The sequence below is a fragment of the Pseudomonas sp. St386 genome (assembly GCF_018325865.1).
Classification (GTDB): domain Bacteria; phylum Pseudomonadota; class Gammaproteobacteria; order Pseudomonadales; family Pseudomonadaceae; genus Aquipseudomonas; species Aquipseudomonas brassicacearum.
In genome coordinates this window covers 2,787,513-2,811,121 of the sequence record NZ_AP021900.1, presented here as the reverse complement: position 1 = coordinate 2,811,121, position 23,609 = coordinate 2,787,513, and the positions used below count along the sequence as shown (strand labels likewise).

The window sequence follows — 23,609 nt, the reverse complement described above, 5'->3', positions numbered from 1 at the left end:
AAGGTCTGTTGGGGCGTGGGTCGGCGCTCAGAACCGCAGCGGCCAGACCCTGATGCGTTCGCGCAGATCGCCGAGCAGGCGTGCCAGTCCTTCCGGTTCCTTGATCAGGAACCAGATGATCAAACCGCCGAAGAGCACCTTCTGCAGGTTCTGCAGTTGCCCGGCGTCGACGTTGCCGTTGAACAGCCATTGCCCGGCATGGCTGAGCAGGATCGGCACAAGGCTGATGAAGGCCGCGCCGATGAAGGCGCCGGCAATGCTGCCCATGCCACCGATAATGATGATGAACAGAATCTGGAACGAGCGGTTGATGTCGAAGCTGCCAGCACTGGCCGTCCCCAGGTAGGCGAACGCCCAGAGCGCCCCGGCGATACCCAGGTAAAACGAACTGACGGCGAAGGCCATGCGCTTGTCGCGCTCGACCGCAATCCCAATCACCGAAGCAGCGGTGTCCATGTCACGGATCGCCATCCAGTTGCGGCCGACCTGGCTGCGCACCAGGTTGATCGCCACCCAGGTCAGCAGCACCACGCAACTGAGGGTCAACAGGTAGCGGCCGACCGGGGTGGCCAGGTTATGCCCGAACAACTCCAGGCGTGGCGCGCTGATGGTGCCGGACGAGGCGTAGTTGTAGAACCAGGGAAACTTGGCGAACACCCATTCCAGGAAGAACTGCGCGGCCAGCGTGGTGACCATCAGGTAGAAGCCCTTGATCCGCGAACTGGGGATACCGAACAGCAGCCCGACCAACCCGGCGATCACCCCGCCGCCAAGCAGCGCCAGCGGCAACGGCAGGCCAGGCACGCGCAACAGCAGGCCGTAGGTGGCGAACGCACCCACCGCCATGAAGCCGGCGGCGCCAACCGACGTCTGGCCGGTGTAGCCAGTCAGCAGGTTCAGCCCCAGGCCGGCCAGCGACAACACCAGGAAAGGAATCAGGATCGCATTGAGCCAATAGTCGTTACCCAGCCACGGCAGGCCGACAAAGGCCACCAGCAGCAATAGCAGCAGGCCCGGCCGCCAGTTCCGACGCACCAGGGTCAGGGGCGCCTCGTCGAAGCTGGCAGTGAGGCGCGGAACAGTAGCGGTCATGGCGTCATACCCGTTCAATGATCCGGTCGCCGAACAGGCCGGACGGACGGATGTAGAGGAAGATCAAGGCGAGGAAATAGGCGAACCAGGGCGTGATGCCTCCGCCGATCAGCGGCCCGATGTAGGCCTCGGCAAGGTTCTCGGCGGCGCCGACGATCAGCCCGCCGACGATGGCCCCGCCGATCGAAGTGAAGCCACCAATGATCAGCACCGGCAGTGCCTTGAGCACCACCAGCGAGAGCGAAAACTGCACGCCCTGGCGCGCGCCCCAGAGCAGCCCGGCGACCAGCCCGACCACGCCGGCCACGGCCCAGACAATCTGCCAGATGCGGTTGAGGTTGATGCCCAGCGACAGCGCCGCACGGGTATCGTCGGCCACGGCACGCAGGGCGACACCGACGCGGGTCTTGTTGAACAGCAAGGCCAGCACCGCCACCGTCAGCACCGACACTCCGGCGGCGATCAGGTCGAACTGACTGATCATGATCTCGCCGACGAACAGCGGAACGTCCTCGATGCCCAGGTCCAGCGCGCGCACCTGGGCGCCCATCAGCCCTTGGGCGAGGCCTTCGATGATGAACGACAGGCCGAGGGTGGCCATGAACAGGGTAATCTGCGAACGGTTGACCAACGGCCGCAGCACCAGGCGCTCGATCAACAATGCGCCGACGATCATCACCAACACCGTCAGGACCAACGCCAGGGCAAAGGACAGGCCCTGCTCGCGCAAGCTGACGAAGGTCAGCGCGGCGAACAACAGCATGGCGCCCTGGGCGAAATTGAACACGCCACTGGCCTTGTAGATCAGAACGAAACCGATGGCCACCAGCGAATACAGAGTGCCGGCCAGCAACCCGCCGATCAGGGTTTCCAGAAAAAAGTTCATGGGTGAGGCGCCCCCAGATAAGCGGCGATCACCTCGGGATTGGCCTGGACTTCGGCCGGCGAGCCGTCGCCGACCTTGCGTCCGTAGTCCAGCACCACGACATGGCTGGACAAGCCCATGACCACCTGGATGTCGTGCTCGATGAGAATCACCGTGGTGCCAAGATCGCGATTGATGTCGGCGATGAAGCGGCTCATGTCCTGTTTCTCCTCGGCATTCATGCCGGCCATCGGCTCGTCGAGCAACAGCAGGGTTGGCTGCGCGATCAGTGCCCGGCCCAGCTCCACGCGTTTCTGCAGGCCGTAGGCCAGGCTGCCCACGGCGACGTCGCGCCAGGCCTGCAATTCAAGGAATTCCAGTACCCGCTCGGCACGCTCGGCGAACGCCCGCGCCTCGCGCCAGGCACGCGGCAGGCCGAGGGCCTGTTCGAGAAAAAACGTGCGCTGGAAACGAGACAGGCCGGTAAGCAGGTTGTCCACCACGCTCATTTTCTTGAACAACGCATTGTTCTGGAACGTCCGGCCGATGCCGAGCCGCGCCGCCTTCAGCGGATGCGGGCGGCGCAACGGTTCGGCGGCGAAGAACAACTGGCCGGCATCGGCCCGGTAGACCCCATTGAGGATGTTCAGCAGCGAACTCTTGCCCGCACCATTCGGCCCGATCAACGCGCAGATTTCGCCAAGCTTTACGCTGAACGAAAGGTCGGAAATCGCTTTCACACCCCTGAACGACAGCGACACGTTGCGCACCTCCAGCAGCGCACTCATGCCGCTCGCTCCAGGTACTCCTGCAACCACGATTGAGGTGCCCGTCCTTGCAATACGGCGTGTGCGGGCGCGCTCGGCACTTCGATCCGGCGCAGCCGCTGGAAGCCAAGCAGATGCCGCACCCGCGCCTTGAGCCAGCGTCGCAGGCCACGCCGCGGATCATCCAGGGTCCATTCGCACAGGCGCCGTCGCCAACTGCCTGGAAGTGGCAGGCGAGCCTCGATTTCCGCCGCCAGCGATTCGACTCGCACGGCGGACAGCAACAAGGCCGTCGGGGCGATCTCGCGACGATCGCGACTGGCTGACTCGCGGGTTTCCGGAAATGCCAGGCCTTCGCCGCCGTCCAGCCAACGACTGAACAAGTGGGTCAAGCCATCGCGCCATTCGGTGCCTTCGTCGACCCATACCACTGTGTCCTCGGCGACCTGGGCCCAGCCCTGGCGCTGTGCGGTCGGCGCCTCGCTGACGAACAGCACCGACAGCGACTGCACTTGCCACAGGCCGCGACTCGCTGCGTTGGCCTGGGCCGAATACAGCCGCAGCGGCCAATCCTCATCCAGGCCACACTGCAGCCAGTGCGATACGCTTTCGCGGCGCTGGACAAAGGCGAACGTCGGACGGGCCAGGCGTAACTGGCGCTGTAGATCCCCACCACGGCTGTCGCGGTCGATCACCACGCTGTGCCCGCCCAGTTGGCGTGCGGCCAGTGCCAGGATCAACAGGCTCGGCTCGAAGGCACCACTGAGCGCCAGCCGCGCGCCTGGGGCAAAGCCCTGCTGGCGCAAACCATCGCAAACACATTCGACCTCGCGCTGCACATCGATCCAACGCCAGGCTTTCCAGATGCCGAGACGCCGATGGCGCAGGGCGATCTGCGTCGGTCGCTCCCTGGCCCAGCGTTGCAAGGCCGCCAGGGCACTGTCAGTCACGCTGTCGGGCAGTGGCGAATTGAGTTCGTAGACACTCATGGGCTTACTCCTCGCCGGCCAAGGCCGGTTCAGCGAGGTGGGTGCGCCGGGCCAGGCGACTCAAGTCCCGATAGCCGGCGCCAGGGTGGTTGCCCGGCAGTCGCGGGCCGTCGCCGAACAGCTTGTCGCGCAAAGTACCGGGGCGGTATTCGGTCTTGTACGCACCGCGCTGTTGCAACTCGGGCACCAGCAGTTCAACCACATCGCGGAAGGTTTCATGGGCCAGGGCGTAGGCCAGGTTGAAGCCATCCACATCGGTGTCCTCGACCCAAGCCTGCAACTCGTCGGCCACGGTTTGCGCACTGCCGACAATCAACGGGCCAAAGCCGCCGATGCCGACCCAGTCGGCCAGTTCCTGGACGGTCCACTGCTTGTCCGGGTCAGCGGTAGAGAAGGTTTCCACCGCCGACTGGATGGCGTTGGTGTGGATGTGCTTGAGGACCTGGTCAGGTCGGTACTGAGCGAAGTCGATGCCGGTCCAGCCGGAGATCAGCGCCAACGCGCCCTCGTAGCTGCTGTAGGACTTCAATTCTCGCCACTTGGCCTGCGCCTTGGCATCGGTTTCGTCGACGATCACCGTCTGCAGGTTGAAGATCAGCACCTTGCGCGGATCGCGCCCGGCTTCGGCGGCACGCCGGCGAATATCAGCCACGGTCTTCTTCAGGATCACCTTGGACGGTGCAGCGACAAACACACATTCCGCATGCCCGGCGGCGAAGTCCTTGCCACGGCTCGACGCCCCGGCCTGGTAGAGCACCGGCGTGCGTTGCGGCGACGGTTCGCAGAGGTGGATGCCCGGCACCTGAAAGTGCTTGCCCTGGTGACGGATCTCGTGGACCTTGCTCGGGTCGCTGAAAATGCCGTGCTCACGGTCGCGCACCACCGCGCCCTCCTCCCAACTGCCTTCGAACAACTTGTAGAGCACCTCCAGGTATTCGTCGGCATAGTCGTAGCGCGCATCATGATCGCTCAGCGCCTTCTGCCCGAGGTTACGCGCCCCGCTGTCGAGGTAAGAGGTGACGATGTTCCACCCGATGCGCCCCTTGGTCAGGTGGTCCAACGTGGACAGCCGGCGGGCGAAGGGGTACGGGTGCTCGAAGGTCAAAGAGGCGGTGAGGCCAAAGCCCAGGTGTTCGGTCACCAGCGCCATCGGCGTGATCAACGCCAGTGGATCGTTGACCGGCACCTGGGTCGCCTGGCGGATGGCCGCATCACTATTGCCGCCAAGCACGTCGTAGATACCGATCACATCGGCGATGAAGATGCCGTCGAACTTGCCGCGCTCCAGCAGCTTGGCCAGGTCGGTCCAGTAATCCAGGTCCTTGTACTGCCAGGCGCGATCCTTGGGATGCCTCCAGAGACCAGGCGACTGGTGACCGACACAGTTCATCTCAAAGGCATTCAAACGAATTTCACGTGGCATGGGAACTCCTGCTCGATAGATTCAGCACCACTTCCCGGTGCTTCTCACTGTTCTATCAACATGATTCGTGCCAAGTGATAAGTCGTTTATTTACAATCAGTTAGATGCGCGTTCCATCAATGGAAATGCCTGTGTGGGGACACCCTTGTTGATCAACTGTCCGGTGGCAGACACTACGTATTCACCGATCGGGATGAAGCAGGTACTCAGTGAGTGTCGCCGCACACGCAACGATCCCCTCATGGAGCACCATTTCAAAGCCATGGGTATTTTCCGTCGGAATGGCGATGCAACCCACCCGAGCGGCCAGGCCAGCACTCAGGATGGCGCTCGCGTCGGAGGCAAAATCAACCAGGAGCGCTACTTGTGGGTGATAGCCCGAGCGCTGTGCAGCCTTGACCAGGGCGTCCACGACAGAGCGGGTGTAATAGCCCTTCTGATCCCCGGTGTTGATAATCGGGTCTGCCGATAAAACCGTCCCGTATTCCTCCAGCACCGGGCCCACCTCGACCGCGATCGTGGTGTCGCCTGGTACGCGGGCAGAGGCATAGAGCGCACCGGCGTTGGACTCTTCCTCAAGTGTCGTGCAGACGAACCAGACGTCTTGCTTGAGCGCATGCCTTTGGTTTTTCAACTGCTGCGCCGTGGTGATCACTGCCGCCAATGGCGCCCGGTCATCCAGAAAGTGAGCAGCGACTGTGTCTTTCACTTGGAACGGCTGACGCCAGTGTCGGCTGAGTACCACGCGTACGCCGGGCCGGACACCGGCATACGCCAATTCCTCCTGGGAACAGCGGGTAATTACATGGACATCGCTCCACTTCACCGCTCCTGACAGCACATCCCGCCCCTGGGCAGAACCGCCACTGTTGTGCATGGAACCGTAAGACAGTACGCCGGGAAGGCATTGGCCATCGCCGAGTATGTCGACCGGACACACACCAAAGCAGATGGGCTGGGCACCGCCTAGCGCGACGACTTCAAGGTTACCGTCAGGCCTTACTTTCTTCACGATCATGGCAATTTCATCAAGATGAGCCATGACCCTGATGGGCGATGCCTGCGAAGCCCCCTCCGTAGCCTTGATCAGGCCCCGGACGTTGCCGGCCTCGTCGACAAAGGCCTCATCGCAGTGCTTGGCCAGCTCCCTGAGGCATATTTCCCGGACTTCGTCTTCCTGCCCGCCGGGACCGCGGGCCAGAAGCAGTGCTTCGAGCAGCGGCGGAATGTCCATTGAAGGCATCGGATAGGTTCCTGTCACAACGCTTGAAAAACGTAGACCTCACCCGTTTCCCGTCCGTTCAAATAGTTCATTCGCACAAGCATCGCTGGTCAGTCCGGCCCCGAACGGAACGTTGCCGCTTTGAGGGCGACACCTGCGCCCTCCCGATATTTAGCTTGACGCCAGAGATGACGATCATCATATTTAGCAAAATATTACGACCATCATTTTGACGCCGGAGGATGTATGGAAGCCCAAACTTCATTGGCGATTGCCAGTACCCAACCGCACGCCTCCACACAACCATTGACCGGCAAAGTCGTAGCGCTGCTGGCAGGCCTGGCGGCGATCAGCATGCTGTCTACCAACATCATTCTCCCGGCGTTCGCGGATATCGGCGAAGACTTGGGCGTGACTGCTCGCGAGCTCGGCCTGACACTGTCCAGCTTCTTCATCACGTTCGCCTTGGGTCAGTTGGTGGTCGGGCCACTGGCCGACCGCTACGGGCGCCAGAAGCTGGTGCTTGGCGGCCTCTCGGTGTTCGTGGTCGGCACCGTCATCGCCGGCCTTGCCACCACCCTTGATGTGCTGATCGCCGGACGCGTCGTCCAGGCGTTGGGCGTGTGCGCAGCCTCGGTGCTGTCGCGCGCCATCGCCCGGGATCTGTTTGAAGGCGAGACGCTCGCCCGGGCATTGTCGCTGACGATGATCGCCACTGCGGCGGCGCCTGGGTTTTCGCCGCTGGCCGGCAGCGTCCTGTCCGTCACGCTCGGCTGGCGTGCCATCTTCATCCTGGTGGGACTGGCCGCCGTTGTGCTGGCCTTTTTCTACGTGCGCGACCTCGGAGAAACCCATCCCGCCGATCGCTGGGCGCCGCACTCGGCCAAGAGCGTGGTGCTTGCCTATGGCAGATTGGCGCTGGACAAGCGCTTCATCCTCCCTGCCCTTTCAATGAGCCTGCTGATGAGCGGCCTGTTCGCCTCCTTCGCGGCGGCGCCCGCCATCCTGATGCAAGGTATCGGCCTGACCTCGTTGCAGACCGGCCTGTATTTCGCCTCTACGGTATTCGTGGTGTTCGCAGCCGGCATGGCGGCTCCGCGCCTGGCGCATCGTCATGGCGCCCGAATCGCCACACTCGTGGGCATTGCCTGCGCCATGGCCGGCGGCGGCCTGCTGCTCGTCGGTCCAGCCGCGCCTGGTCTTGGGTGGTATGCCCTCTCGATGATCACCTTCCTGTGGGGCATGGGCCTGGCCAATCCGCTGGGCACGGCAATCACCATGGGCCCTTTCGGCAAGGAAGCCGGGATGGCCTCTGCACTGCTGGGTTTTCTCTCCATGGGTGCGGCTGCGCTGACCACCTGGCTGGCCTCGGTCTTGAGCTTCGCGCCGGTCACGACGCTGGGTGGGATTCAGACGACGGCCTGCCTGGTGGCGCTGATGCTGTTTCTGTTTCGGGGTCGTCTTTGAAGGCGCTTTCCCGGCCAAGCCAAAAGCTCGCCTTCACGCTCCGATCAATACACAGGCCAGGTTTCAACAATCTTCCCGCCGCGCACGGCCAGCAAATCGCCAAATTGCAGCAGCACGGATTCAGTCTGGGTCGGCCGTAAAAACACCTGGTCTTCCACGTTCAACCCTACGGCCAGGGAGCCGTTGACCATTTCCTGATTGGAGCTGCGACCATAAAGCTCATTGCTTTGCAGCCCCTCGGGCGACTCGAACTCGGCCATCCAGTTACCGCCGTAGAGGAAGAATGTCGCGCGCTGATTAGGGTCCCACCAGGAGAACAATCGGGACTTGTCATCCAGGGCTGGGAAGTTGACGGCCCCCGTGCTCTTTAGCACGGGCGTTGCGATAAAGGCCGCCGGCACATGCTCGGCCAGCGATGGCAGGTCGTAATGGGTCGGCTTGAGAAACGCCGTCCCCACCGAGACCTCGCTGCTCAAGCGTTCCTGCTCATGTATACCGTAACTGGGGCTGCCAGCCGTATTGAGCGTGAGCCCTTCGTGCCAAAGCGCAGGGAAGTGTTCACGCAGGTAATTCACATGGCCGTTGTAAATGACCATCACCTTGTCGAACAGCGCCTGGGACGAACCGAGGACCTTGGGCACGCCCATGCCGACAAACGGGTCATACCCCATGAAGCCTGAAAATTCGAGCTGCTGCGCATGGGCACTGATCAGCGTCAGCATCTCGCCGAGCACCGCGTGGTCAGCGACTCCGCCACGGTGCAGGCCGACATCCAGCTCGATATTGATCCGCATCCGGATGCCCAGGCCTTGCGCCAATGCCAGGTAATCCATCAGCCGCCGGGGGGTATCGAGCAGCCATTGCAGTTGCCTGGAAGGGTCGAAGGTTCCCTTGTGGGTTTGGTAAAACACCTCGGCCGAGCGTACCGGTAAAGGCTTGCCGAGCAAAATGTCTGCCTCGGGAAAGGTCACCGCGTCGTGATTGAGAAACGGCTGATGAAACGACATCAGCCGCCGGGTATCGGTACGTTTGGCGATGTACGTCAGCAGTCCCGGTGATGGCAGGGATTTCTCCACCAGGCGCAAATGTTTACCAGCGCGGGTGACGGATTGCTTGACCACATTGATATTGTGATCGAGCAGGTCCAGGTCAATCAGCATCACGGGGCGCATCGGCCCGTGGCGCTTCAGCTCCTGGTTCAGCGCGCGGAAATACTCGTTGTAAGGGCTGCCGCGATCGCTCGGACGCAACAACGCCCCCGCCCCGACCATCAATGCACCCACTCCTGCGGTGCCGAGCATAAAGGTTCTACGATTCATCAGGACGCTCCCTCTGCGTGCGCAGTCAAGTGCACGTTACGGCAGCGGTACCCGGCTGTTGAGGCTATGGGAGGTCAGAAAGGGGACTTTGGCGGCCAGGCTTTGATCCAATCCTCCTAACCCCTGGACGTTGCAATGAACCGCGTGATGGCCGCCACCACATCGGCACCCCGTTCAAGATAGGGCACATGCCCGGAGTCCTCGATGAACTCGCCGCGTGCATCGGGCAGTTGCTGGAGCAGGTTATCCAGGGTCGCTGGCAGAAACACCTGGTCGTGCCGCCCCCAGATCACCAGCGTCTTGGCAGCAATCTGTGGCAACCGTTCGAGCAGCACGTCCAGGCCTTCGCGTCGAAAATCCTCGACGACCCGCTGCACCGTGGCAAACCTCGATTTGCCGCTGGCCGCCATGGCCTGGGCCAAGCGCCCTCCTACCTCGGGCGGCGCCTTGAATACCAGGCTCCAGAAGCGCTTCATCTCCTCGACCGTACGATAGCCAAACACCGTCCCCGCCCCTTGCAGGCCGGCTTTCAATGTGGGGCCTAGCGTTTGCTCGCCCAGACCGGCAGGCGCCAGCAAGACCAGGTGACTGACACGCTGCGGGTGTTTGGCGGCATACAGCCCGGCCACGCACCCGCCCAAAGAACTGCCGACCAGCACGAAGGGCCCCTCGACGAGCGTTTCCAGCAAGCCTTCGAGCTCCGCCAGCATTGCCTGGGGTCCAAAGCCGGCACCCGCCTCGTACACGGATTGGCCATGCCCCGGCAAGTCGACGAAAACGCAATGGTGATGGCGCGCCATGCCCAGCATCGCAGGGCCCCACTGATCCTTGCTGGCGCCCAAGCCATGGAGCATGACCAGTGTCGTCCGCTGTTGCCGTGCAGGGCTTTGCAGATAGGCCAGGCGTCCATGCGCACCGCTGTGCCAGCGCAGCTTCAAACCGAACTGCCAGCGGTGGACCAGGCGCAAAGTGCCGAGCAGCAGTCGATCAACGCGGTTCATCCGCCACCCCTTGTCCTTTGCTAGCCGCCTTGAGGGAGAATCTTGCCGGCAGGCGCAGTTGGCATAGCGCCACACCTGACAGCGTCAACACGGCGCCAATCACCAGGCGCTGGCTGAAACCTTCGGCGAGCATGACCTGGCTGACAGCGATCGCGAATACCGGCACCAGGAGCAGGTACGGGCTCAATTGCTGCATCGAGTTGCGGCCGAGCAACCAGAACCACAGGCCGAACCCCAGCAGACCACCACTGAGCGCGGTGTAGAGCACCGCCCACCACGCCTGGGCGCTGGCCGTGTAGACGCGTGTCCATTGCTCGCCTTCCTGAACGAAGGACCACAGCAACAGTTGCGGTGCGGCGATGACCGCCGTCCAGGCACTCAAGGCCAGCGGATCGAGGGGCCCGAGACGTTTGGTCAACACTGACCCGGCAGCGAATGCCAAGGCCGCCAGCGCCACCAGCAACATGCCGATAAACGTCCCGCCCGCCGATGGCGTAGCCAGTAGCACCAGGACGCCGGCGAACGCCAGCAGGATGCCCGCCAGGAGTCGCAGTTTCAGGACTTCCCCCAGTAACGCGAATGCCAGGACGAGGGTAAACGGTGCCGCCAGTTGATAGATGATCGCCGAGGTAGAGGCGTCTACCCGGGCGATACCGCAATACAGCAAACCGAAATGCAAGGTCCCGGTAATCGTGGCGACCAGGGTCACGGACGCAAACTGTTCACGCTTGACGCGCTTGAGCAGCGGCAGGAGAAACAGCGCCATGATCGCGTAGCGCATGGCGACCATGAGGATAGGCGGCAACTCGGCGCCGCCGATTTTCACTGCGGTAACCTGCGCGCCCCAGAGAAACGCGACCAGTAGCGCGAGCAATGAATCTTTCAATGGCATGACAGTTATCCCTTCTGAAATTGAATGGGCCGCAGGATTCTTTCCGGCTTGCCTGTCGCAAGGGCTGGGGGGTTAAGTCGACAGTGATGCTCACAGAGCCGGTCCAATGTCTCGCGCAGGGCCTGTTCCGCTTCAGGATCGTGGGCCAGTTGGGTCTGGAAGCACGGCGGAAATCCCGAGCCGACCAGAATCATTTTGTTGAGCAGGACATTCAGCGCGACCTGGGAGAAAACCGCCGTGTGTCCATAGCGTCGGCCGACGACCGCAATCGCCGCGAGCTTGTCGCGCAGCGGACGCTCCCGTGGCCGCAGGAAGCCATAGCCGACCCGCTCCAGAAACGCCTGGAAGCGACTGTTGGTGCCATAGGCATGCATGACGGGGAGATAGAGCACCGCATCGGCGCGGTCCAGCCGCGCCACCAACTGCCCGACGTCGTCCTGCACTTGGCAGTCCTGGTCGGAACAGGCGTTGTCGGCGTCGCAGTAATCGATCCGGTAATCCTTGAGCCAGATGTCATCGACCGCGACCTCCTCGCCCAGGTGGCGGCGCACCAGCGCCACCACCCGTGCACTGACACCACAAGGTCGGCTTGACCCGACAATGATGGTCAGATTCATGATTCAGGACGCCTCCCGCAACCCTTCTTCGCCAGCCAGGTAGGCGCGCAAAGCCTCTTCCATCAACTGCCCGGTCAGCCACAGCGTGACGCGTGCCACTTCCTTGATCTGACGACGATCTTCTTCGGTCTTCACCGCACGCTGCATCGCCATACGCACTTCCTCGGCGTGCTTCTCGTCGATGGTCGAGTGGGCGACGAAGAAGGTCATCTGCTCATCCTTCAAGCCCAGGTCGGCACGGAACCGTTCCAGGATCGGCTGGATGTGCTCGTAGACGTCCTCGGCCCAGTAGCTGTAGCCCAGGCGAGCGATCGGCCCCTTGCGGATAGCCACATCGTTGAGAAAGGCGATCAGTGCCTGAGTCGGCGCCAGGGGCGCCGGCATGGCTTGCGGCAGCAGCCCGACCGACTCCAGGTCACGCAGCACCATGCGCTCGTGGCCCAGCTCTTCCAGGGCGTGCTTGTAGACGAAGCGCAACAGCGTCGTTTCCTCTGGATCGGCACTGAAGGCGCAGGCGGCCTGGTTCACCGAGTTGTAGCGGGTGTAGTGGTAGACCTGCAGCATGAGCTGTTGGTAGAGGGCTGGCGGCGTCGGGTTGTCCAGGCTGAATTTCCAGTAGGCGCCCTGCTTGATCTGGGCCCAGCCTGCGTCGACGATAGCGTCGAGTTCCTTGAAGAATGCTTGCATTTCAATTGGCTCCTTTAACATTGAGGTAAACACTTTCGAGTTCCAGGTACACGAGGCTGTAGCGCCGCTCGACCTGTTCCCCGGTCCAGGTAACGTCATCCACCAGCACGCGCCCGCCCAGGCCGACATAGAGCGCAGCCAATTGGCCGCGGCACAGTGCCGAGATAAATCGCAGGTGGGTGTTGGCTTTCAGCCAAATGGCCGCTTGCAGGAGAAACATGCGCAGGTGCCGACCGCCGCGGTATCGCTCGTCCAGCACCAGGCGATTGGCATCGAAGGCATCCGTCGATTGTTCGAAATAGGCCTGCACGTCGACCGCTCGCTCGACGAAGCTCAGGCCATGACCCAGCGGGGTGACGCGCAACGTCCCGACCACTTCGTCCTTGTCCAGGTAGACCAGGTGATAGGACAAAGCGTCGCGCACCTGCTCCCTGCGCTCGAAGTCATCCTCCCGTGCCGGGTTGGTCCCCAGGTAGCGACTCCTGAGTTGCCGGACGGACTCGAACAGTTCATTGGCGTTGTCGATCACGCGAACAGACAGGCTCATCGCTGACCTCACTGGCCTTGACGCTGATCGACGATGCGCGCTTCTTTCCAGCTGAACCAACTGCCAAGGTTCACATGCTCGGCCAGATCGCCCACCACCATGACCGTCGCATCGACCCCCAGCCGTTCGCGCAGGCGCTCCTTGATCAGCAGCACCAGACGCCCACGATCGCCTTCGAAGAAGCGCGACATTTCCAGCTTGGCGATGACGGTGTCGCGATCATTGGCGCGACTGAGGATGATCTGGTAACCCAGGCATTGTTCGACGCCTTCAAGCAGCGCCTGCTCGATCTGTGCGGCCGAGAAGGCGCGATCGTTCAGTTGCACGGCATCCTTCACCCGACCGACGACCTTGACGGTCTGGCGCATCGATTGCGGATAGCCGGGGCGCGACTGGATCGAGACCAGGTCGCCCGTGCGGTAGCGAATCAACGGCTTGCTGCCAGGGATCAGCATGGTCACGCACAACTCACCGTCGCCGGTGCAGCCCAGGCTTTCCCCGGACTTGGGATCGAGCACCTCGATGATGTAGTTGAGGCGATGCGGCACCAACTGGTCGTTGGCGTTGCAGGCCGCGATGATCATCGCTTCCTGGGAGCCATACAGGCTGTTGTAGGCCTGCGCGCCCCACAGGCTGTAGAGGTTGTTCTTCAATGCAGGGGTGCACAGTTCGCCGCTCATCATGAATGCGCGCAGGGCGAAGTCCTCGCGTGGGTTCAAGCCTTGGCGCTCGGCTTCCTTGGCCATGGCCAGCAACAGCCCCGGCGCCGATGCGAGCACACCGATCCGCAGGTCCTTGAGCAGTTGCAGTGCCTTGGGCCAGCCGATCACCGGTGAGTGCGGCCAGATCTTGGCGTTGCACAGGTCGAGCTGGGTGCAGACATCACCCAGGGTGTCACCGAAGGAATGGACCTCGGTAGGTCCCATGATGCCGACCACGGTCTTTTCGCCCGGGAAATGCTTTTCGATCACGGCCTGGTAGGCCATCGCCAGCTGGCGATTGCTCGCGTAGCTTTCCTTGCGGTCCCGTGGGCATGGCGTGGCGGGCCCGGTGGTCCCCGTGGTCTCGTAATAGAAGATGCTGTCTTCCAGCGGACCGGACAAGATGTCGAAGCCTGCTTCGCGCAGATCATCCTTGGTCGTGAATGGCAGGGTGGCGAGGTCATCCAAGGTCAGCGAACGCTCGTCGACCTGGGCAAGGTGCCTGGAGTAGAACGGCGAGGACCGCTTCACGTGGCCGACCACTTCCCGCAACTGTGCCTGGTGCCAGGCCGCCAGCTCGGTGTCGCTGAGGACGTCGGTCCAATAGGCATGATGAATCGGATCGTACCGCTTCTTGAATGTCTCTAAATGCTCTTTCATTTCAGCCGCTCAGGTTTGATGGGTTACTGGAACTCAACGGCCGCTACGTTAGTAACAGAACTTACAAATACCCAGCTGCGCTATCTCGCAGTTGTGCGCGCACGAGTTTCTTGTTAAAAGCACGCGCGGTTACATACGCGTAGGGATAGCTCTTCGCCTCGTCGACATTCAGAAATGAATGAAATATTAATATTCCCTCAGCAGTTGACAGCCCCAGGGCACGCTGGTAATTTCGCCGCACTGCCAATTATTCCCGCAGTGCTTAGCCAAGACTGGGATGTCTAAAAATGTACTATCACCTTTCTGCTATCAGTTCCTCCCACAGCTATCCCGACAGCTGTTCCCGGGCCATTCTGGCCATCTTCAAAAGCAATATCTGGCGTCGCTAATCTAGCGAAGACCGGAGCCTGTCTGCTGCTTGTCAGCAACGTCCTGATCTTTCCCCTCTGAAATCGAAGGCGCTCGCGCCTTGTGCCCTGCGCAACAATTGGCTGCAATCCATTGCGAGCTTTTTAGTGCGCGCGACATGAACAGCGTCCGCCCCGTCTATTCAGAACATCCGTCAACACGCATTTAAAGTGCCTGCGCGCTTTATATTCCCGTGGCGCTCTCTTAATCGAGCGCCTGAATCGTTACACCTTGAATATGGTATTAACCGTGAATAAAAATCTAATTGGCGTGAATGTTCTTCGCCGCGAAGAACGTCGACCTACGGATGCACTTGGCATATATGCAAATGCACTGGAACAACTGGGTCGCGAGTCTGTTTTCATTCTTGAATCACTGTCCGGCCCAAGCCGTGATCGCCGGGCGACGATCATCGGGCTCGAACCGCTTTTCGAAGTGTGTATCAATGAGGGCCAGGCCCAACTGCGAGGCTGCGCCGCCCTGTGTGAACATCTGTCCGCCAGCCTGCGGCAAGCGGGCATGCAGGTCGACCCGCAACACAAGATCCATCTACCCGACAGCGAGTCGGCGTGGAACCTGCTCCGGGCGATCCAGGCAACGTTCCAGCCGGCGGCCAATGCCCCTTCCAGCCTGGCCTTCTTCGGCTATTTCTCCTACGACTGCGTTCGCCTGATCGAGCGACTTCCCGATCTGGCCAAACAGACCTACGACTACCCGCTCATTGCCCTGTCGGTCTATCAGACCCTGGTTTATTTCCACAGCAATGGCATCGTCGAAACCCTGATCAACAACCACGATCTCTGGTCGCCCCGTACGTTGGAGGACTACCCCTTCCTGAGCACAACCCCGGCAGCCGAGTCGCTGGCTCCGCTACCGTACCCCGAGGGCTTCGAGGAAGAGCGCACGGTGACCCCGGAGCAATTCGTCGAGCGTGTCGAAGTGGCGATGGAGCACATCCGCGCCGGCGACGTCTACCAGATCCAGCTCGGCCATGAGATTCGCATCCGCTCGCAGGTTTCACCGTTCGATGTGTACCAGAACCTGCGCCTGCGCAACCCTTCCCCTTACATGTACCTGGCTCACGTAGGTGGTATCGACCTGATCGGCGCCAGCCCCGAGCTGTTCGTCAGGATCAAGGACGACTTGATCGAGATGCGCCCGATCGCCGGCACCGTGGGCAAGAAGCCTGGCGTCGATCCGACTCAGTTGGTCCTGGAGCTGACCCGCTCCGAGAAGGAGCGCGCCGAACACCTGATGCTCATCGACCTGTGTCGCAACGATATCGGTCGCGTGTGCCAGGCGGGTTCACTGGAGGTCGATGAGTTCATGCTGGTGGAAGAGTATTCGCACCTCTACCACATGGTGTCGAACGTTCGCGGCTTGCTGCGCCCAGGCCTGGATGCCTACGACGTGATCAAGGCTTCGTTCCCCGCAGGCACCATGTCCGGCGCGCCCAAGGTCAGGGCGATGGAGCTGATCGAGGGAATGGAGAGCAACCGCCGGGGCATTTATGCCGGGGCCCTTGGCCTGGTCGGTTTCGATGGCAGCGTCAACACCGCATTGTGCATTCGCTCGACGGTCTTCGACGAGGGCACATACCACTTGCGTGCATCCGCCGGGGTGGTAGCCGATTCGGTGCCAGAGCTTGAGTGGAAAGAGACGCTGTACAAGATGGGTTCCGTTTACCGGGCAGTGACCGGCCAGGAGATCGCACTGTGAAAGTATTCTTGATCGACGCCTATGACAGCTTCGTCTTCATCATCAGCCAGTACCTGGAACAACTGGGGCTGGAAACCCATGTCGAGCGCCACGACGTACCGGACCTCATCCAGCGCATTGAAGCGTTCTCGCCGGATTTCTGCGTGCTGGGCCCTGGGCCTGGGCATCCGGCCGACGTGGGCTACATCGAAGTGATCAGGCACTTTCAGGGGCGCCTGCCGCTGTTGGGTGTGTGCCTGGGTCACCAGGCCATCGGCCTGGCCTTCGGTGCCCAGGTTTGCCGGGCCCCACACGTGATGCACGGCAAGGTGAGCACGATCGAGAACGATGGCAAGGGCGTCTATGACCACACCCAGGCACATGCGATTCGGGCGACCCGCTACCACTCGTTGATGATCAGCGAGCAGCCGCTACCCGACTGCCTGGAGATCACGTCCAGATCCACGGACGACGGCTATGTCATGGGCGTGCGCCATCGCCACCTGCCGGTGGAGGGCGTGCAGTTCCACCCTGAAAGCATCCTCACCGAAAACGGCCTGGACCTGTTCCGCAGTTTCATCCGGTGTCACGTGCACAAGTGATCCTCCCGGAAGGGGCATGCGCCCCTTCCTTCCCCGTACTGCGACTGCTTCATTCCTGCTACAACTAGAGCGATCCGTTTATGGACAAACACCACTCCCCCGCCTGCGGCCGGACCCAGGCCGAGCGTGCCGCTACGCTGACCGCCTTCACGAGCCTCGCCAAGGATGCCAACCGTTGCGATTGGGAGCGCCTGCTGAACAAAGTGCTGCGCCAACTCGGCTTCGGCAGCTACCTCATCAGCCTGGGGCCGGCAGCGCCGAGGGATACCGACCCTCTGGCCGGCCTCATCACCACCTTTCCCAAACGCTGGCTGGAACACTACCGCTGTGACGGGCTGATCGAGATCGACCCGATACTCAGGCACTGTCGACGCGAACTGGTGCCGTTTTTCTGGGACAGCGAGCGACGGCGCGCCCGGGGACGCTCCCGGCACTTCTGGGAGCAACGCGAGCAACACGGCCTGCGCAGCGGCGTGAGTATCCCGCTGCGCTACGAAATGCTCAGGGGAACACTGAGCGTGGCCTTCGACGACACACAGATCACCGAACAAAAGGGTTTTTCCAACCCCGCCGTTTACCAACTGTTCATGCTCATCCCCTACCTGCTCGCCGGGATACGACATCAGTTGCAGCGGCCTGCCCAACCGCGCCAGGACCTGACGCCCAAGGAAATGGACTGCCTGTACTGGGCCAGCGAAGGCAAGACCACTTGGGAAATCAGCCACATCCTGACCTGCTCCGAACGCACCATCGACTTCCACCTGCTCAATGCCCGACGCAAGCTGGGTTCGGTAAGCCGCCAGCAGGCCGTCAGTGCTGCGGTGGCCTGTGGGCTGGTCATGCCGACCGCTGGAAGCGTGCACGATAGCGACCGGGGCTTTCGCCGGTCCATTTCTTGAAGGCACGATGGAAGGCGCTGGGCTCCTGAAAGCCGGTCTGTTCGGCAATGTCACTGATGCTGCTGCCGGGCTGGCGCAGCAGCTCGACGGCCAGCCCACGGCGGACCTCGTCCTTGATTTCCTGGAACGAACTTCCTTCACGCTCCAGGCGTCGACGCAAGGTGCTGGGGCTCATCCGCAAGTCACTGGCAAAGGCTTCCAGGGTCGGCCACTGGCTGTAATGGCTGTGGCGCAGGCACTGATGAAGCCGCGTAGCCAGGCCATGCTGATTGCGAAAACGGATTACCAGCCATTGCGGCGCACTGCGCAGAAATACCTTGAGGGAGGCCAGGTCCTGGACGACTGGCAAGCGCAGGTAGCGGCTGGCGAATTCGATTTCCGTGCGCTCGGCGCCAAAGCTCAGGTTGGGCCCCCAGAGCAGCGCATCGTCGCTGAGGGCCAGGCGCGACTGACGAAAGTCCGCGCGATCGATGGGAATACGCCGCCCGCCCAGCCAACACAGCAGGCTGATCATCAGCACAAGGAAGGTTTCCTCACCAAAACGGCGGGCATCCGGATCCGCCGAGCACGTCTGCAGACTGATCACCGCCCGCTTGCCGCGCACACTGAGGCTGCCGCGAAAGTCCCTCAGGAACAACCCGAAGTTACCCAGGCACTGGCGCAAGGCCTTGCCCAGGTCGGGTTCCTGAATCAATCCCCGACAAATCAGGGCAAAACTGCCGACCGGCATGCCGTGGGAATCCAGCTGGAAGAACTCGTCCTGTAGTTCGCGAATCTGGATCAGCCACAAAGCAGCAAAAGCGCTCGCTGAAACCCGGGCCTCAGGCTGCCCCAGCAACGCCGGGTCGATGCCGGCCTCGGCCAGTATCGCCGCCAGCCGTTGAGGCTGTTCCCGCAACGCGTGGATCATGGTGTGCACGAAGTAGACCGCGACCGAATCCTTTTCCCGCATAAACCCAGTTTCCCCACTTCCCGGATGGCAAAAAACGCCAGCATCGCTGAGCAGTTATGGCATAGGCCCACCCAACGGCGGCCTCTAGACTGGCGGCATTAAGGGGCACGGCACACCATCTGTCGAGCCCCCTCCAGCGGACCGCGTCCAGGGCCAGCCAGTGGCTGCTCGCTGGGGCGCGCAAAAAAAGGGAAACACTCCACATGCATCTGCAGACAATCGGCGTGATCGGCGCCGGCACCATGGGCAACGGCATAGCACAGGTTTGCGCCCTGGCCGGTTTCGAAGTGACCTTGCTGGACATTTCCGCCAGCGCCCTGGAAAAAGCCCTGGCCAACGTGGCCAAGAACCTCGATCGGAAAATCGCCAAGCAGACCCTGAGCCAAGCGCAGAAACATCTCGCCCTGGACAAGATCCGCACCAGCACCGACTACGCCAGCCTGGCCGATGCACAACTGGTGATCGAAGCCGCCACCGAGAACCTCGAGCTGAAACTGCGACTGCTGCAACAGGTCGCCACTCAAGTCAGCAGCGACTGCGTGATCGCGTCCAACACCTCCTCCCTATCGATTACTCAACTGGCTGCCGGCGTCAGTCATCCAGAACGTTTTATCGGCCTGCACTTCTTCAACCCGGTGCCGGTAATGGGCCTGATCGAGGTGATTCGTGGCCTGCAGACTCACGACGCAACCCACGCCATGGCCCTGGAAATGGCCCGACGGCTGGGCAAGACCGCGATCACCGCCGGGAACCGTCCGGGCTTCGTAGTCAACCGGATCCTGGTGCCGATGATCAACGAAGCCATCCTGGTCTTCCAGGAAGGCCTGGCCAGCGCCGAAGATATCGACGCGGGCATGCGCCTGGGCTGCAACCAGCCCATCGGACCGCTGGCCCTGGCGGACCTGATCGGCCTGGACACCTTGCTGGCAATCCTGGAGGCGTTCTACGAAGGCTTCAACGACAGCAAATATCGCCCGGCTCCATTGCTCAAGGAAATGGTCGCCGCCGGCTATCTGGGACGCAAGTCCGGGCGGGGTTTCCATGCCTATGGCTGAGCGCTGCTCGCGCTTCGCCGAGAGCCGGGACAAGGCCCTGGAGCTGTTCGCCAACAAGGGCTTCGGCCAGGTTGGCATGCGGGAGCTGGCAAGCCACCTGGGGTTGACACCTGGCTCGCTGTATCACCATTACCCAAGCAAGCAGCACCTGCTGGCCGATCTGATCGAGGAGTTTTTCGAGGAGCTGTTGGCCACCCTCGGGCGCATTGAACAGCAACCCCGGGACAAGCGCGGCAACCTGCAACGGTTGATCCGCGCCCACCTCAAGCTGCACCGGGAGATGCCCTGGCATTTTCGCCTGGCGGAGCGCGACAGCGGTTGTCTCAATGTCGAGCAGCAACTGCGAGTACGGTATTTACGCGAACACTACGAACGGCGGCTGTTGCTGATGCTGGGCCCTGCTCGGCGTCTCCCCTCTCAAGCGTTAGCCGCTGCCGGCCACGCCATTGCCACCCTGCTCAACAGCGCGCCCAGTTGGCTGGCGCACCAGCCTCTGGAGCAACACGAGCACGATGAGTTGCTGGAGAGCCTGCTCGCTGGGGCCATAGAACGGGTATTGGCTTCCAAAGTCGCAGCCGAAGCAACGTTGTCTGTCACCACGGCTTGAGCCAAGCCCTCAGCGCAACTGCAACGGGTCGACCAGGCCAGCGACAATCGCCATGCCCACCAGCTGCGGCAAGTTCTCGGCCTCCATGCGCTTCATGACACGGGAACGATAGAGGTCGATGGTCCTGACATTGACCCCAAGCTGCTCGGCGATTTCCCGGTTGGTGTAGCCCTGGACCAGAGGCAGCAACACGTCATTTTCCCTCGGGGTCAAGCTCTGGAGCCGGGCCTGCACCCGCGCCAGGCCTGCGCTGACGGTCTGGCTGTCGTCGGCCAGGCTCAAGGCCTGTTGCACGCTGTCGAGCAGCAACTGTTCGTTGTAGGGCTTTTCGATGAAATCATGGGCCCCGGCCTTGAACGCCCGCACCACAATCGGCACATCGGCATGCCCACTGACGAAGATTACCGGCAGGCGCAGCCCACGGTTGCGCATCTCTTCCTGCACGTTGAGCCCCCCCATGCCTGGCATGCGCACGTCCAGCAGCACGCAACCATTGAGCGGGTTGTCGCAGGCCTCGAGAAATTCCCGGCCACTGGTGAACGAGAGGGCCTTGAGGCCCACGGACTCCAGCAGCCAGACCGTCGAGTCGAGCATGCCTTGGTCATCGTCGACCACATACACCACCTGCTCCGCCACATTCACCATTGCCTTACTCCTCTTGTTGTCGGGCCAAGCCGGCCAGGGTCGGCCCCGGCAAGTTGCAGCGCATCTGCAAGCCCACGGCCAAGGGCCGGGCCTGCAACTCGCCACCAAAACCTTCGATGATGCTGCGACTCATGGACAACCCCAACCCCAGGCCGTTGACCTTGCTGGAATAGAACGGGGTGAAGATCTGCTCCAGTTGCGCCGTCGGCACACCGTGTCCCTGGTCGCTGACACTGACCTGCACCCCGCCGTCGGCCCCAGGCTCGACCGCCAGGACGATCTGCGACGGCAGGCCGGGATGGGCCTCGCGATTGGCCTCGATGGCGTTGCGCAGCAGGTTGAGCAGCACCTGCTCCAGCAGCACCCGGTCGGCGTAGACCAGCGGCAGATTATCCGGCAACCGCTCCACGATCTCCACCTGGCAACTGTTCGCTTCCCAGAGGCACAGGCGCGTGGTTGCCCGGGCAACTTCACTGAGGTCCAAGGCCTCCATACGGCGGCGACCTTTACGCAGAAAGGCGCGCAGGCGCTTGATCACCTCCGATGCGTGATTGGCGTGTACGGCGATCCGCTCCAGCCCCTGGGCTACCTTCTCGGCGGCCTCGGAATGACTGCCCAGGGCCTGCAAATAGCGCTGGCTGGCGTTGGCATAATTGACCACCGCCGCCAACGGTTGATTCATCTCATGGGCAATGCCCGAGGCCAGTTCACCAAGGGTCACCAGGCGCGCGGTGTGGGCCAGTTCGTCCTGATGATGACGCTGCTGGGCTTCACGCAACTCTCGTTCGGACTGGTCGTGAGCCACCAGCGAATAGAAACGCTCGCCACTGGCCGCGCGATGGGCCAGAAGCATCAACGACACCGGCACCGAAGCCCCTCCGGCCGGCGGTTGCAGGCGAGCCTCGATGCTCCAGCGGCCGCTGCGCTCGGCATAATCCCACCCTTCCTGTTCCAGGCTGGCCAGCACCTCGGCGCTGAGAAAGGCATCCAGCGTAGGCAGGCTGTGTTGCGCATCCAGTCCAAGGGTGCGGCGCGCCGCCGGATTGAGGTAGGTCACCGCGCCATCGGGCTGGATGAACAGCACCGGGTCGGTGTTGGCTTCCACCACCTCCGCCAAACGGCGCTTGTTTTCTTCGGCCTGGACCCGGGCGGTGATGTCCCGCGACACGCTGATCACCTCAACCACCGCGCCGGTGTAGGTTTCGCGAATGGCACGGCACGCGGTCTCGAACCACAAGTAATGGCCGTCGCGATGGCGAATGCGGTAGGTCATGGTGTGATAGCCGTCCAGCTCCAGGGCATCGCGGGTGCGCTGCATCAGGCTAGCCTGGTCCTGTCGGTGAAACAGGCTGTGGGCCCGACGCCCATGCAGCTCCTGCGGCCAGTAACCAAGCAAGGTCCAAGAAGCCAGTGACGCATCAAGGAAGCAGCCGTCCGGGGTATGGCGGGAAATCAGGTCGGTGGTATTTTCGGTGATCAGCCGGTACAGGCGCCGCGCCTTGGCCGACTCGCGCTCAGCGAGGATCTGCGCGGTGGCCTGGCGACACCGGGCCAGCACACGATTGGCCTTGGGGTCGGGAATGAACGTCCAGATCAGGATCTGCTCGGCAACCTGCACCTCCACGTTCTCGATGGCTCGCTGCTGGGCCAGACAGGCCTGCACCAGGTGCGAGTGGCTGACCGGCAACAGGCTCGAAGCATCGACCAACGACAGCTGTTCGAGCAGCGCCATCAGCGCCTCATTGAGCTCCAGCGGTCGGCCTCGCGAATCAAGCAATGCACTTGGCTGCGGGTCATGGCCGAGCAGCGGCGAATCGCGCAACTGGCCACCGACACTGGCCAACAGCAGATTCAGCAATTCGTGCACGGCCACCAGCCAGTCCTGGCCCACTTCCGGCTGTAGCTCAACCAACAGCAAGCCTTGCTGCCCCGGCTGCAGGGCCAACTCCAGGACCTGGCCATGCTCGAGGGACGCACGACGCAGACGACCGGCCAGCCAGCAATCGAGCTGACGCACCTGAGCCAGCTCCAATCGTCCCTCGTCCTGCAAGCGCTGGAAAAGCGCCCGGTCACTGCTTTGCAAAGCCTCACCAAAGCCCGGCGGCAAATGCCGGGCACGGCCTTCATGCCGATAGATGCCACTTGGCGCATGCCAGCTCAGGTAGACCGCCCGGCGGATTTGCGCGCAGTCCTGCAAGGCCCGGCAAAGGGCATCGGCGCAAGCCGCCAGGGCCATGCCTTCACGTTGCAGGCGCAACCAGCCGTGCAAGCGAACGGAGGTGGAGATCATCAGAAAACCTGTCGTAAAAAGAGGATCAGCAACATATGGTACATATACTATACAACTCAGGTAGTACTTCCATATCAATCGGCAAACAGTATATAAATTCCCCCGGATAAGTCACCGAGCTTTTCTGTGGTGAACGCGCCTGCCGACAATCGCATTGCGATTCAGCTAGCACCGGCAGCTCGTGACCACGAGAACCTCGGCCAA

22 protein-coding genes are annotated in these 23,609 nt (G+C 62.1%); 6 read left to right on the top strand and 16 right to left on the bottom strand.

Features of this window, described 5'->3' with window-relative positions:
* Positions 1-27: 27 nt before the first annotated feature.
* The 6 genes from KI235_RS12455 to KI235_RS12430 form a co-directional block, all read right to left on the bottom strand.
* Entirely contained in the window at positions 28-1,092 is a 1,065-nt protein-coding gene (locus KI235_RS12455) for a branched-chain amino acid ABC transporter permease (protein ID WP_003200668.1), read from the bottom strand.
* Positions 1,093-1,096: 4 nt separating this feature from the next.
* Positions 1,097-1,978, bottom strand: coding sequence for a branched-chain amino acid ABC transporter permease (locus KI235_RS12450; RefSeq protein ID WP_003200666.1), 882 nt, complete (start codon positions 1,976-1,978; stop codon positions 1,097-1,099).
* On the bottom strand, positions 1,975-2,745 hold the full coding sequence (locus tag KI235_RS12445) for an ABC transporter ATP-binding protein (RefSeq protein WP_013693013.1): 771 nt from the start codon (positions 2,743-2,745) through the stop codon (positions 1,975-1,977). Before KI235_RS12445 ends, KI235_RS12450 begins: the two co-directional genes overlap by 4 nt.
* Positions 2,742-3,713, bottom strand: a complete 972-nt coding sequence (locus KI235_RS12440; protein WP_003200661.1) for an AMP-binding protein — start codon at positions 3,711-3,713, stop codon at positions 2,742-2,744. The genes KI235_RS12445 and KI235_RS12440 overlap by 4 nt, the downstream gene beginning before the upstream one ends.
* Positions 3,714-3,717: 4 nt before the next feature.
* A complete protein-coding gene (locus tag KI235_RS12435; protein ID WP_013693012.1) occupies positions 3,718-5,136 on the bottom strand; it encodes an LLM class flavin-dependent oxidoreductase in 1,419 nt (472 codons plus the stop codon).
* Between the two features lie 181 nt (positions 5,137-5,317).
* Entirely contained in the window at positions 5,318-6,379 is a 1,062-nt protein-coding gene (locus tag KI235_RS12430; protein WP_003200657.1) for a M28 family peptidase, read from the bottom strand.
* Between the two features lie 225 nt (positions 6,380-6,604).
* Here KI235_RS12430 and KI235_RS12425 point away from each other — a divergent pair, with 225 nt between their 5' ends.
* Complete coding sequence (locus KI235_RS12425) at positions 6,605-7,825, top strand: multidrug effflux MFS transporter (protein WP_069970932.1); 1,221 nt, start codon at positions 6,605-6,607, stop codon at positions 7,823-7,825.
* Between the two features lie 44 nt (positions 7,826-7,869).
* Here KI235_RS12425 and KI235_RS12420 read toward each other — a convergent pair whose 3' ends face one another.
* The 7 genes from KI235_RS12420 to KI235_RS12390 form a co-directional block, all read right to left on the bottom strand.
* A complete protein-coding gene (locus KI235_RS12420; RefSeq protein ID WP_161797243.1) occupies positions 7,870-9,075 on the bottom strand; it encodes a DSD1 family PLP-dependent enzyme in 1,206 nt (401 codons plus the stop codon).
* 185 nt (positions 9,076-9,260) lie between these two features.
* On the bottom strand, positions 9,261-10,145 hold the full coding sequence (locus tag KI235_RS12415; RefSeq protein ID WP_003200653.1) for an alpha/beta fold hydrolase: 885 nt from the start codon (positions 10,143-10,145) through the stop codon (positions 9,261-9,263).
* Positions 10,132-11,037 carry a DMT family transporter gene (locus KI235_RS12410; RefSeq protein ID WP_013693009.1) on the bottom strand — a complete coding sequence of 302 codons (906 nt, stop codon included), beginning with the start codon at positions 11,035-11,037 and terminating at the stop codon, positions 10,132-10,134. Before KI235_RS12410 ends, KI235_RS12415 begins: the two co-directional genes overlap by 14 nt.
* Before the next feature lie 5 nt (positions 11,038-11,042).
* Positions 11,043-11,654, bottom strand: coding sequence for a flavodoxin family protein (locus KI235_RS12405; RefSeq protein ID WP_003200650.1), 612 nt, complete (start codon positions 11,652-11,654; stop codon positions 11,043-11,045).
* Positions 11,655-11,657: 3 nt separating this feature from the next.
* Entirely contained in the window at positions 11,658-12,341 is a 684-nt protein-coding gene (locus tag KI235_RS12400) for an iron-containing redox enzyme family protein (RefSeq protein WP_003200648.1), read from the bottom strand.
* Between the two features lies 1 nt (position 12,342).
* Complete coding sequence (locus tag KI235_RS12395) at positions 12,343-12,888, bottom strand: hypothetical protein (protein WP_003200646.1); 546 nt, start codon at positions 12,886-12,888, stop codon at positions 12,343-12,345.
* An 8-nt stretch (positions 12,889-12,896) separates the two neighbouring features.
* Positions 12,897-14,249, bottom strand: coding sequence for a phenylacetate--CoA ligase family protein (locus KI235_RS12390; RefSeq protein ID WP_003200644.1), 1,353 nt, complete (start codon positions 14,247-14,249; stop codon positions 12,897-12,899).
* Positions 14,250-14,906: 657 nt separating this feature from the next.
* Between KI235_RS12390 and KI235_RS12385 the strand changes: the two genes are divergently transcribed.
* From KI235_RS12385 to KI235_RS12375, 3 genes are all read left to right on the top strand, one after another.
* Complete coding sequence (locus KI235_RS12385) at positions 14,907-16,376, top strand: anthranilate synthase component I family protein (RefSeq protein WP_003200642.1); 1,470 nt, start codon at positions 14,907-14,909, stop codon at positions 16,374-16,376.
* Positions 16,373-16,957, top strand: a complete 585-nt coding sequence (locus tag KI235_RS12380; RefSeq protein WP_003200640.1) for an aminodeoxychorismate/anthranilate synthase component II — start codon at positions 16,373-16,375, stop codon at positions 16,955-16,957. The genes KI235_RS12385 and KI235_RS12380 overlap by 4 nt, the downstream gene beginning before the upstream one ends.
* A gap of 80 nt (positions 16,958-17,037) precedes the next feature.
* The gene (locus tag KI235_RS12375; RefSeq protein ID WP_123350814.1) at positions 17,038-17,856 is read left to right on the top strand and encodes a LuxR family transcriptional regulator; all 819 of its coding nucleotides are present in this window, start codon (positions 17,038-17,040) and stop codon (positions 17,854-17,856) included.
* On the opposite strand, the gene KI235_RS12370 is transcribed toward KI235_RS12375, so the two are convergent.
* Positions 17,795-18,808 carry an AraC family transcriptional regulator gene (locus KI235_RS12370; protein WP_212795765.1) on the bottom strand — a complete coding sequence of 338 codons (1,014 nt, stop codon included), beginning with the start codon at positions 18,806-18,808 and terminating at the stop codon, positions 17,795-17,797. The genes KI235_RS12375 and KI235_RS12370 overlap by 62 nt on opposite strands.
* Before the next feature lie 203 nt (positions 18,809-19,011).
* Here KI235_RS12370 and KI235_RS12365 point away from each other — a divergent pair, with 203 nt between their 5' ends.
* Together KI235_RS12365 and KI235_RS12360 are read left to right on the top strand one after the other, a co-directional pair.
* A complete protein-coding gene (locus KI235_RS12365) occupies positions 19,012-19,863 on the top strand; it encodes a 3-hydroxybutyryl-CoA dehydrogenase (RefSeq protein WP_212795764.1) in 852 nt (283 codons plus the stop codon).
* Positions 19,850-20,470 (top strand): TetR/AcrR family transcriptional regulator, encoded by a 621-nt coding sequence (locus KI235_RS12360; RefSeq protein WP_180988338.1) that lies wholly within the window; start codon positions 19,850-19,852, stop codon positions 20,468-20,470. The genes KI235_RS12365 and KI235_RS12360 overlap by 14 nt, the downstream gene beginning before the upstream one ends.
* 9 nt (positions 20,471-20,479) lie before the next feature.
* On the opposite strand, the gene KI235_RS12355 is transcribed toward KI235_RS12360, so the two are convergent.
* Both KI235_RS12355 and KI235_RS12350 read right to left on the bottom strand, forming a co-directional pair.
* Complete coding sequence (locus KI235_RS12355) at positions 20,480-21,115, bottom strand: response regulator transcription factor (protein ID WP_013693007.1); 636 nt, start codon at positions 21,113-21,115, stop codon at positions 20,480-20,482.
* 4 nt (positions 21,116-21,119) lie between these two features.
* A complete protein-coding gene (locus KI235_RS12350) occupies positions 21,120-23,405 on the bottom strand; it encodes a PAS domain S-box protein (protein WP_003200628.1) in 2,286 nt (761 codons plus the stop codon).
* Positions 23,406-23,609: the final 204 nt, after the last annotated feature.

What these genes read in the sequence shown, in the direction of transcription:
- KI235_RS12455 (WP_003200668.1), bottom strand. Translation starts at nt 1,092, where the DNA reads ATGACCGCTACTGTTCCGCGCCTCACTGCCAGCTTCGACGAGGCGCCC.
- KI235_RS12450 (WP_003200666.1), bottom strand. Translation starts at nt 1,978, where the DNA reads ATGAACTTTTTTCTGGAAACCCTGATCGGCGGGTTGCTGGCCGGCACT.
- KI235_RS12445 (WP_013693013.1), bottom strand. Translation starts at nt 2,745, where the DNA reads ATGAGTGCGCTGCTGGAGGTGCGCAACGTGTCGCTGTCGTTCAGGGGT.
- KI235_RS12440 (WP_003200661.1), bottom strand. Translation starts at nt 3,713, where the DNA reads ATGAGTGTCTACGAACTCAATTCGCCACTGCCCGACAGCGTGACTGAC.
- KI235_RS12435 (WP_013693012.1), bottom strand. Translation starts at nt 5,136, where the DNA reads ATGCCACGTGAAATTCGTTTGAATGCCTTTGAGATGAACTGTGTCGGT.
- KI235_RS12430 (WP_003200657.1), bottom strand. Translation starts at nt 6,379, where the DNA reads ATGCCTTCAATGGACATTCCGCCGCTGCTCGAAGCACTGCTTCTGGCC.
- KI235_RS12425 (WP_069970932.1), top strand. Translation starts at nt 6,605, where the DNA reads ATGGAAGCCCAAACTTCATTGGCGATTGCCAGTACCCAACCGCACGCC.
- KI235_RS12415 (WP_003200653.1), bottom strand. Translation starts at nt 10,145, where the DNA reads ATGAACCGCGTTGATCGACTGCTGCTCGGCACTTTGCGCCTGGTCCAC.
- KI235_RS12410 (WP_013693009.1), bottom strand. Translation starts at nt 11,037, where the DNA reads ATGCCATTGAAAGATTCATTGCTCGCGCTACTGGTCGCGTTTCTCTGG.
- KI235_RS12405 (WP_003200650.1), bottom strand. Translation starts at nt 11,654, where the DNA reads ATGAATCTGACCATCATTGTCGGGTCAAGCCGACCTTGTGGTGTCAGT.
- KI235_RS12400 (WP_003200648.1), bottom strand. Translation starts at nt 12,341, where the DNA reads ATGCAAGCATTCTTCAAGGAACTCGACGCTATCGTCGACGCAGGCTGG.
- KI235_RS12395 (WP_003200646.1), bottom strand. Translation starts at nt 12,888, where the DNA reads ATGAGCCTGTCTGTTCGCGTGATCGACAACGCCAATGAACTGTTCGAG.
- KI235_RS12390 (WP_003200644.1), bottom strand. Translation starts at nt 14,249, where the DNA reads ATGAAAGAGCATTTAGAGACATTCAAGAAGCGGTACGATCCGATTCAT.
- KI235_RS12375 (WP_123350814.1), top strand. Translation starts at nt 17,038, where the DNA reads ATGGACAAACACCACTCCCCCGCCTGCGGCCGGACCCAGGCCGAGCGT.
- KI235_RS12370 (WP_212795765.1), bottom strand. Translation starts at nt 18,808, where the DNA reads ATGCGGGAAAAGGATTCGGTCGCGGTCTACTTCGTGCACACCATGATC.
- KI235_RS12365 (WP_212795764.1), top strand. Translation starts at nt 19,012, where the DNA reads ATGCATCTGCAGACAATCGGCGTGATCGGCGCCGGCACCATGGGCAAC.
- KI235_RS12360 (WP_180988338.1), top strand. Translation starts at nt 19,850, where the DNA reads ATGCCTATGGCTGAGCGCTGCTCGCGCTTCGCCGAGAGCCGGGACAAG.
- KI235_RS12355 (WP_013693007.1), bottom strand. Translation starts at nt 21,115, where the DNA reads ATGGTGAATGTGGCGGAGCAGGTGGTGTATGTGGTCGACGATGACCAA.
- KI235_RS12350 (WP_003200628.1), bottom strand. Translation starts at nt 23,405, where the DNA reads ATGATCTCCACCTCCGTTCGCTTGCACGGCTGGTTGCGCCTGCAACGT.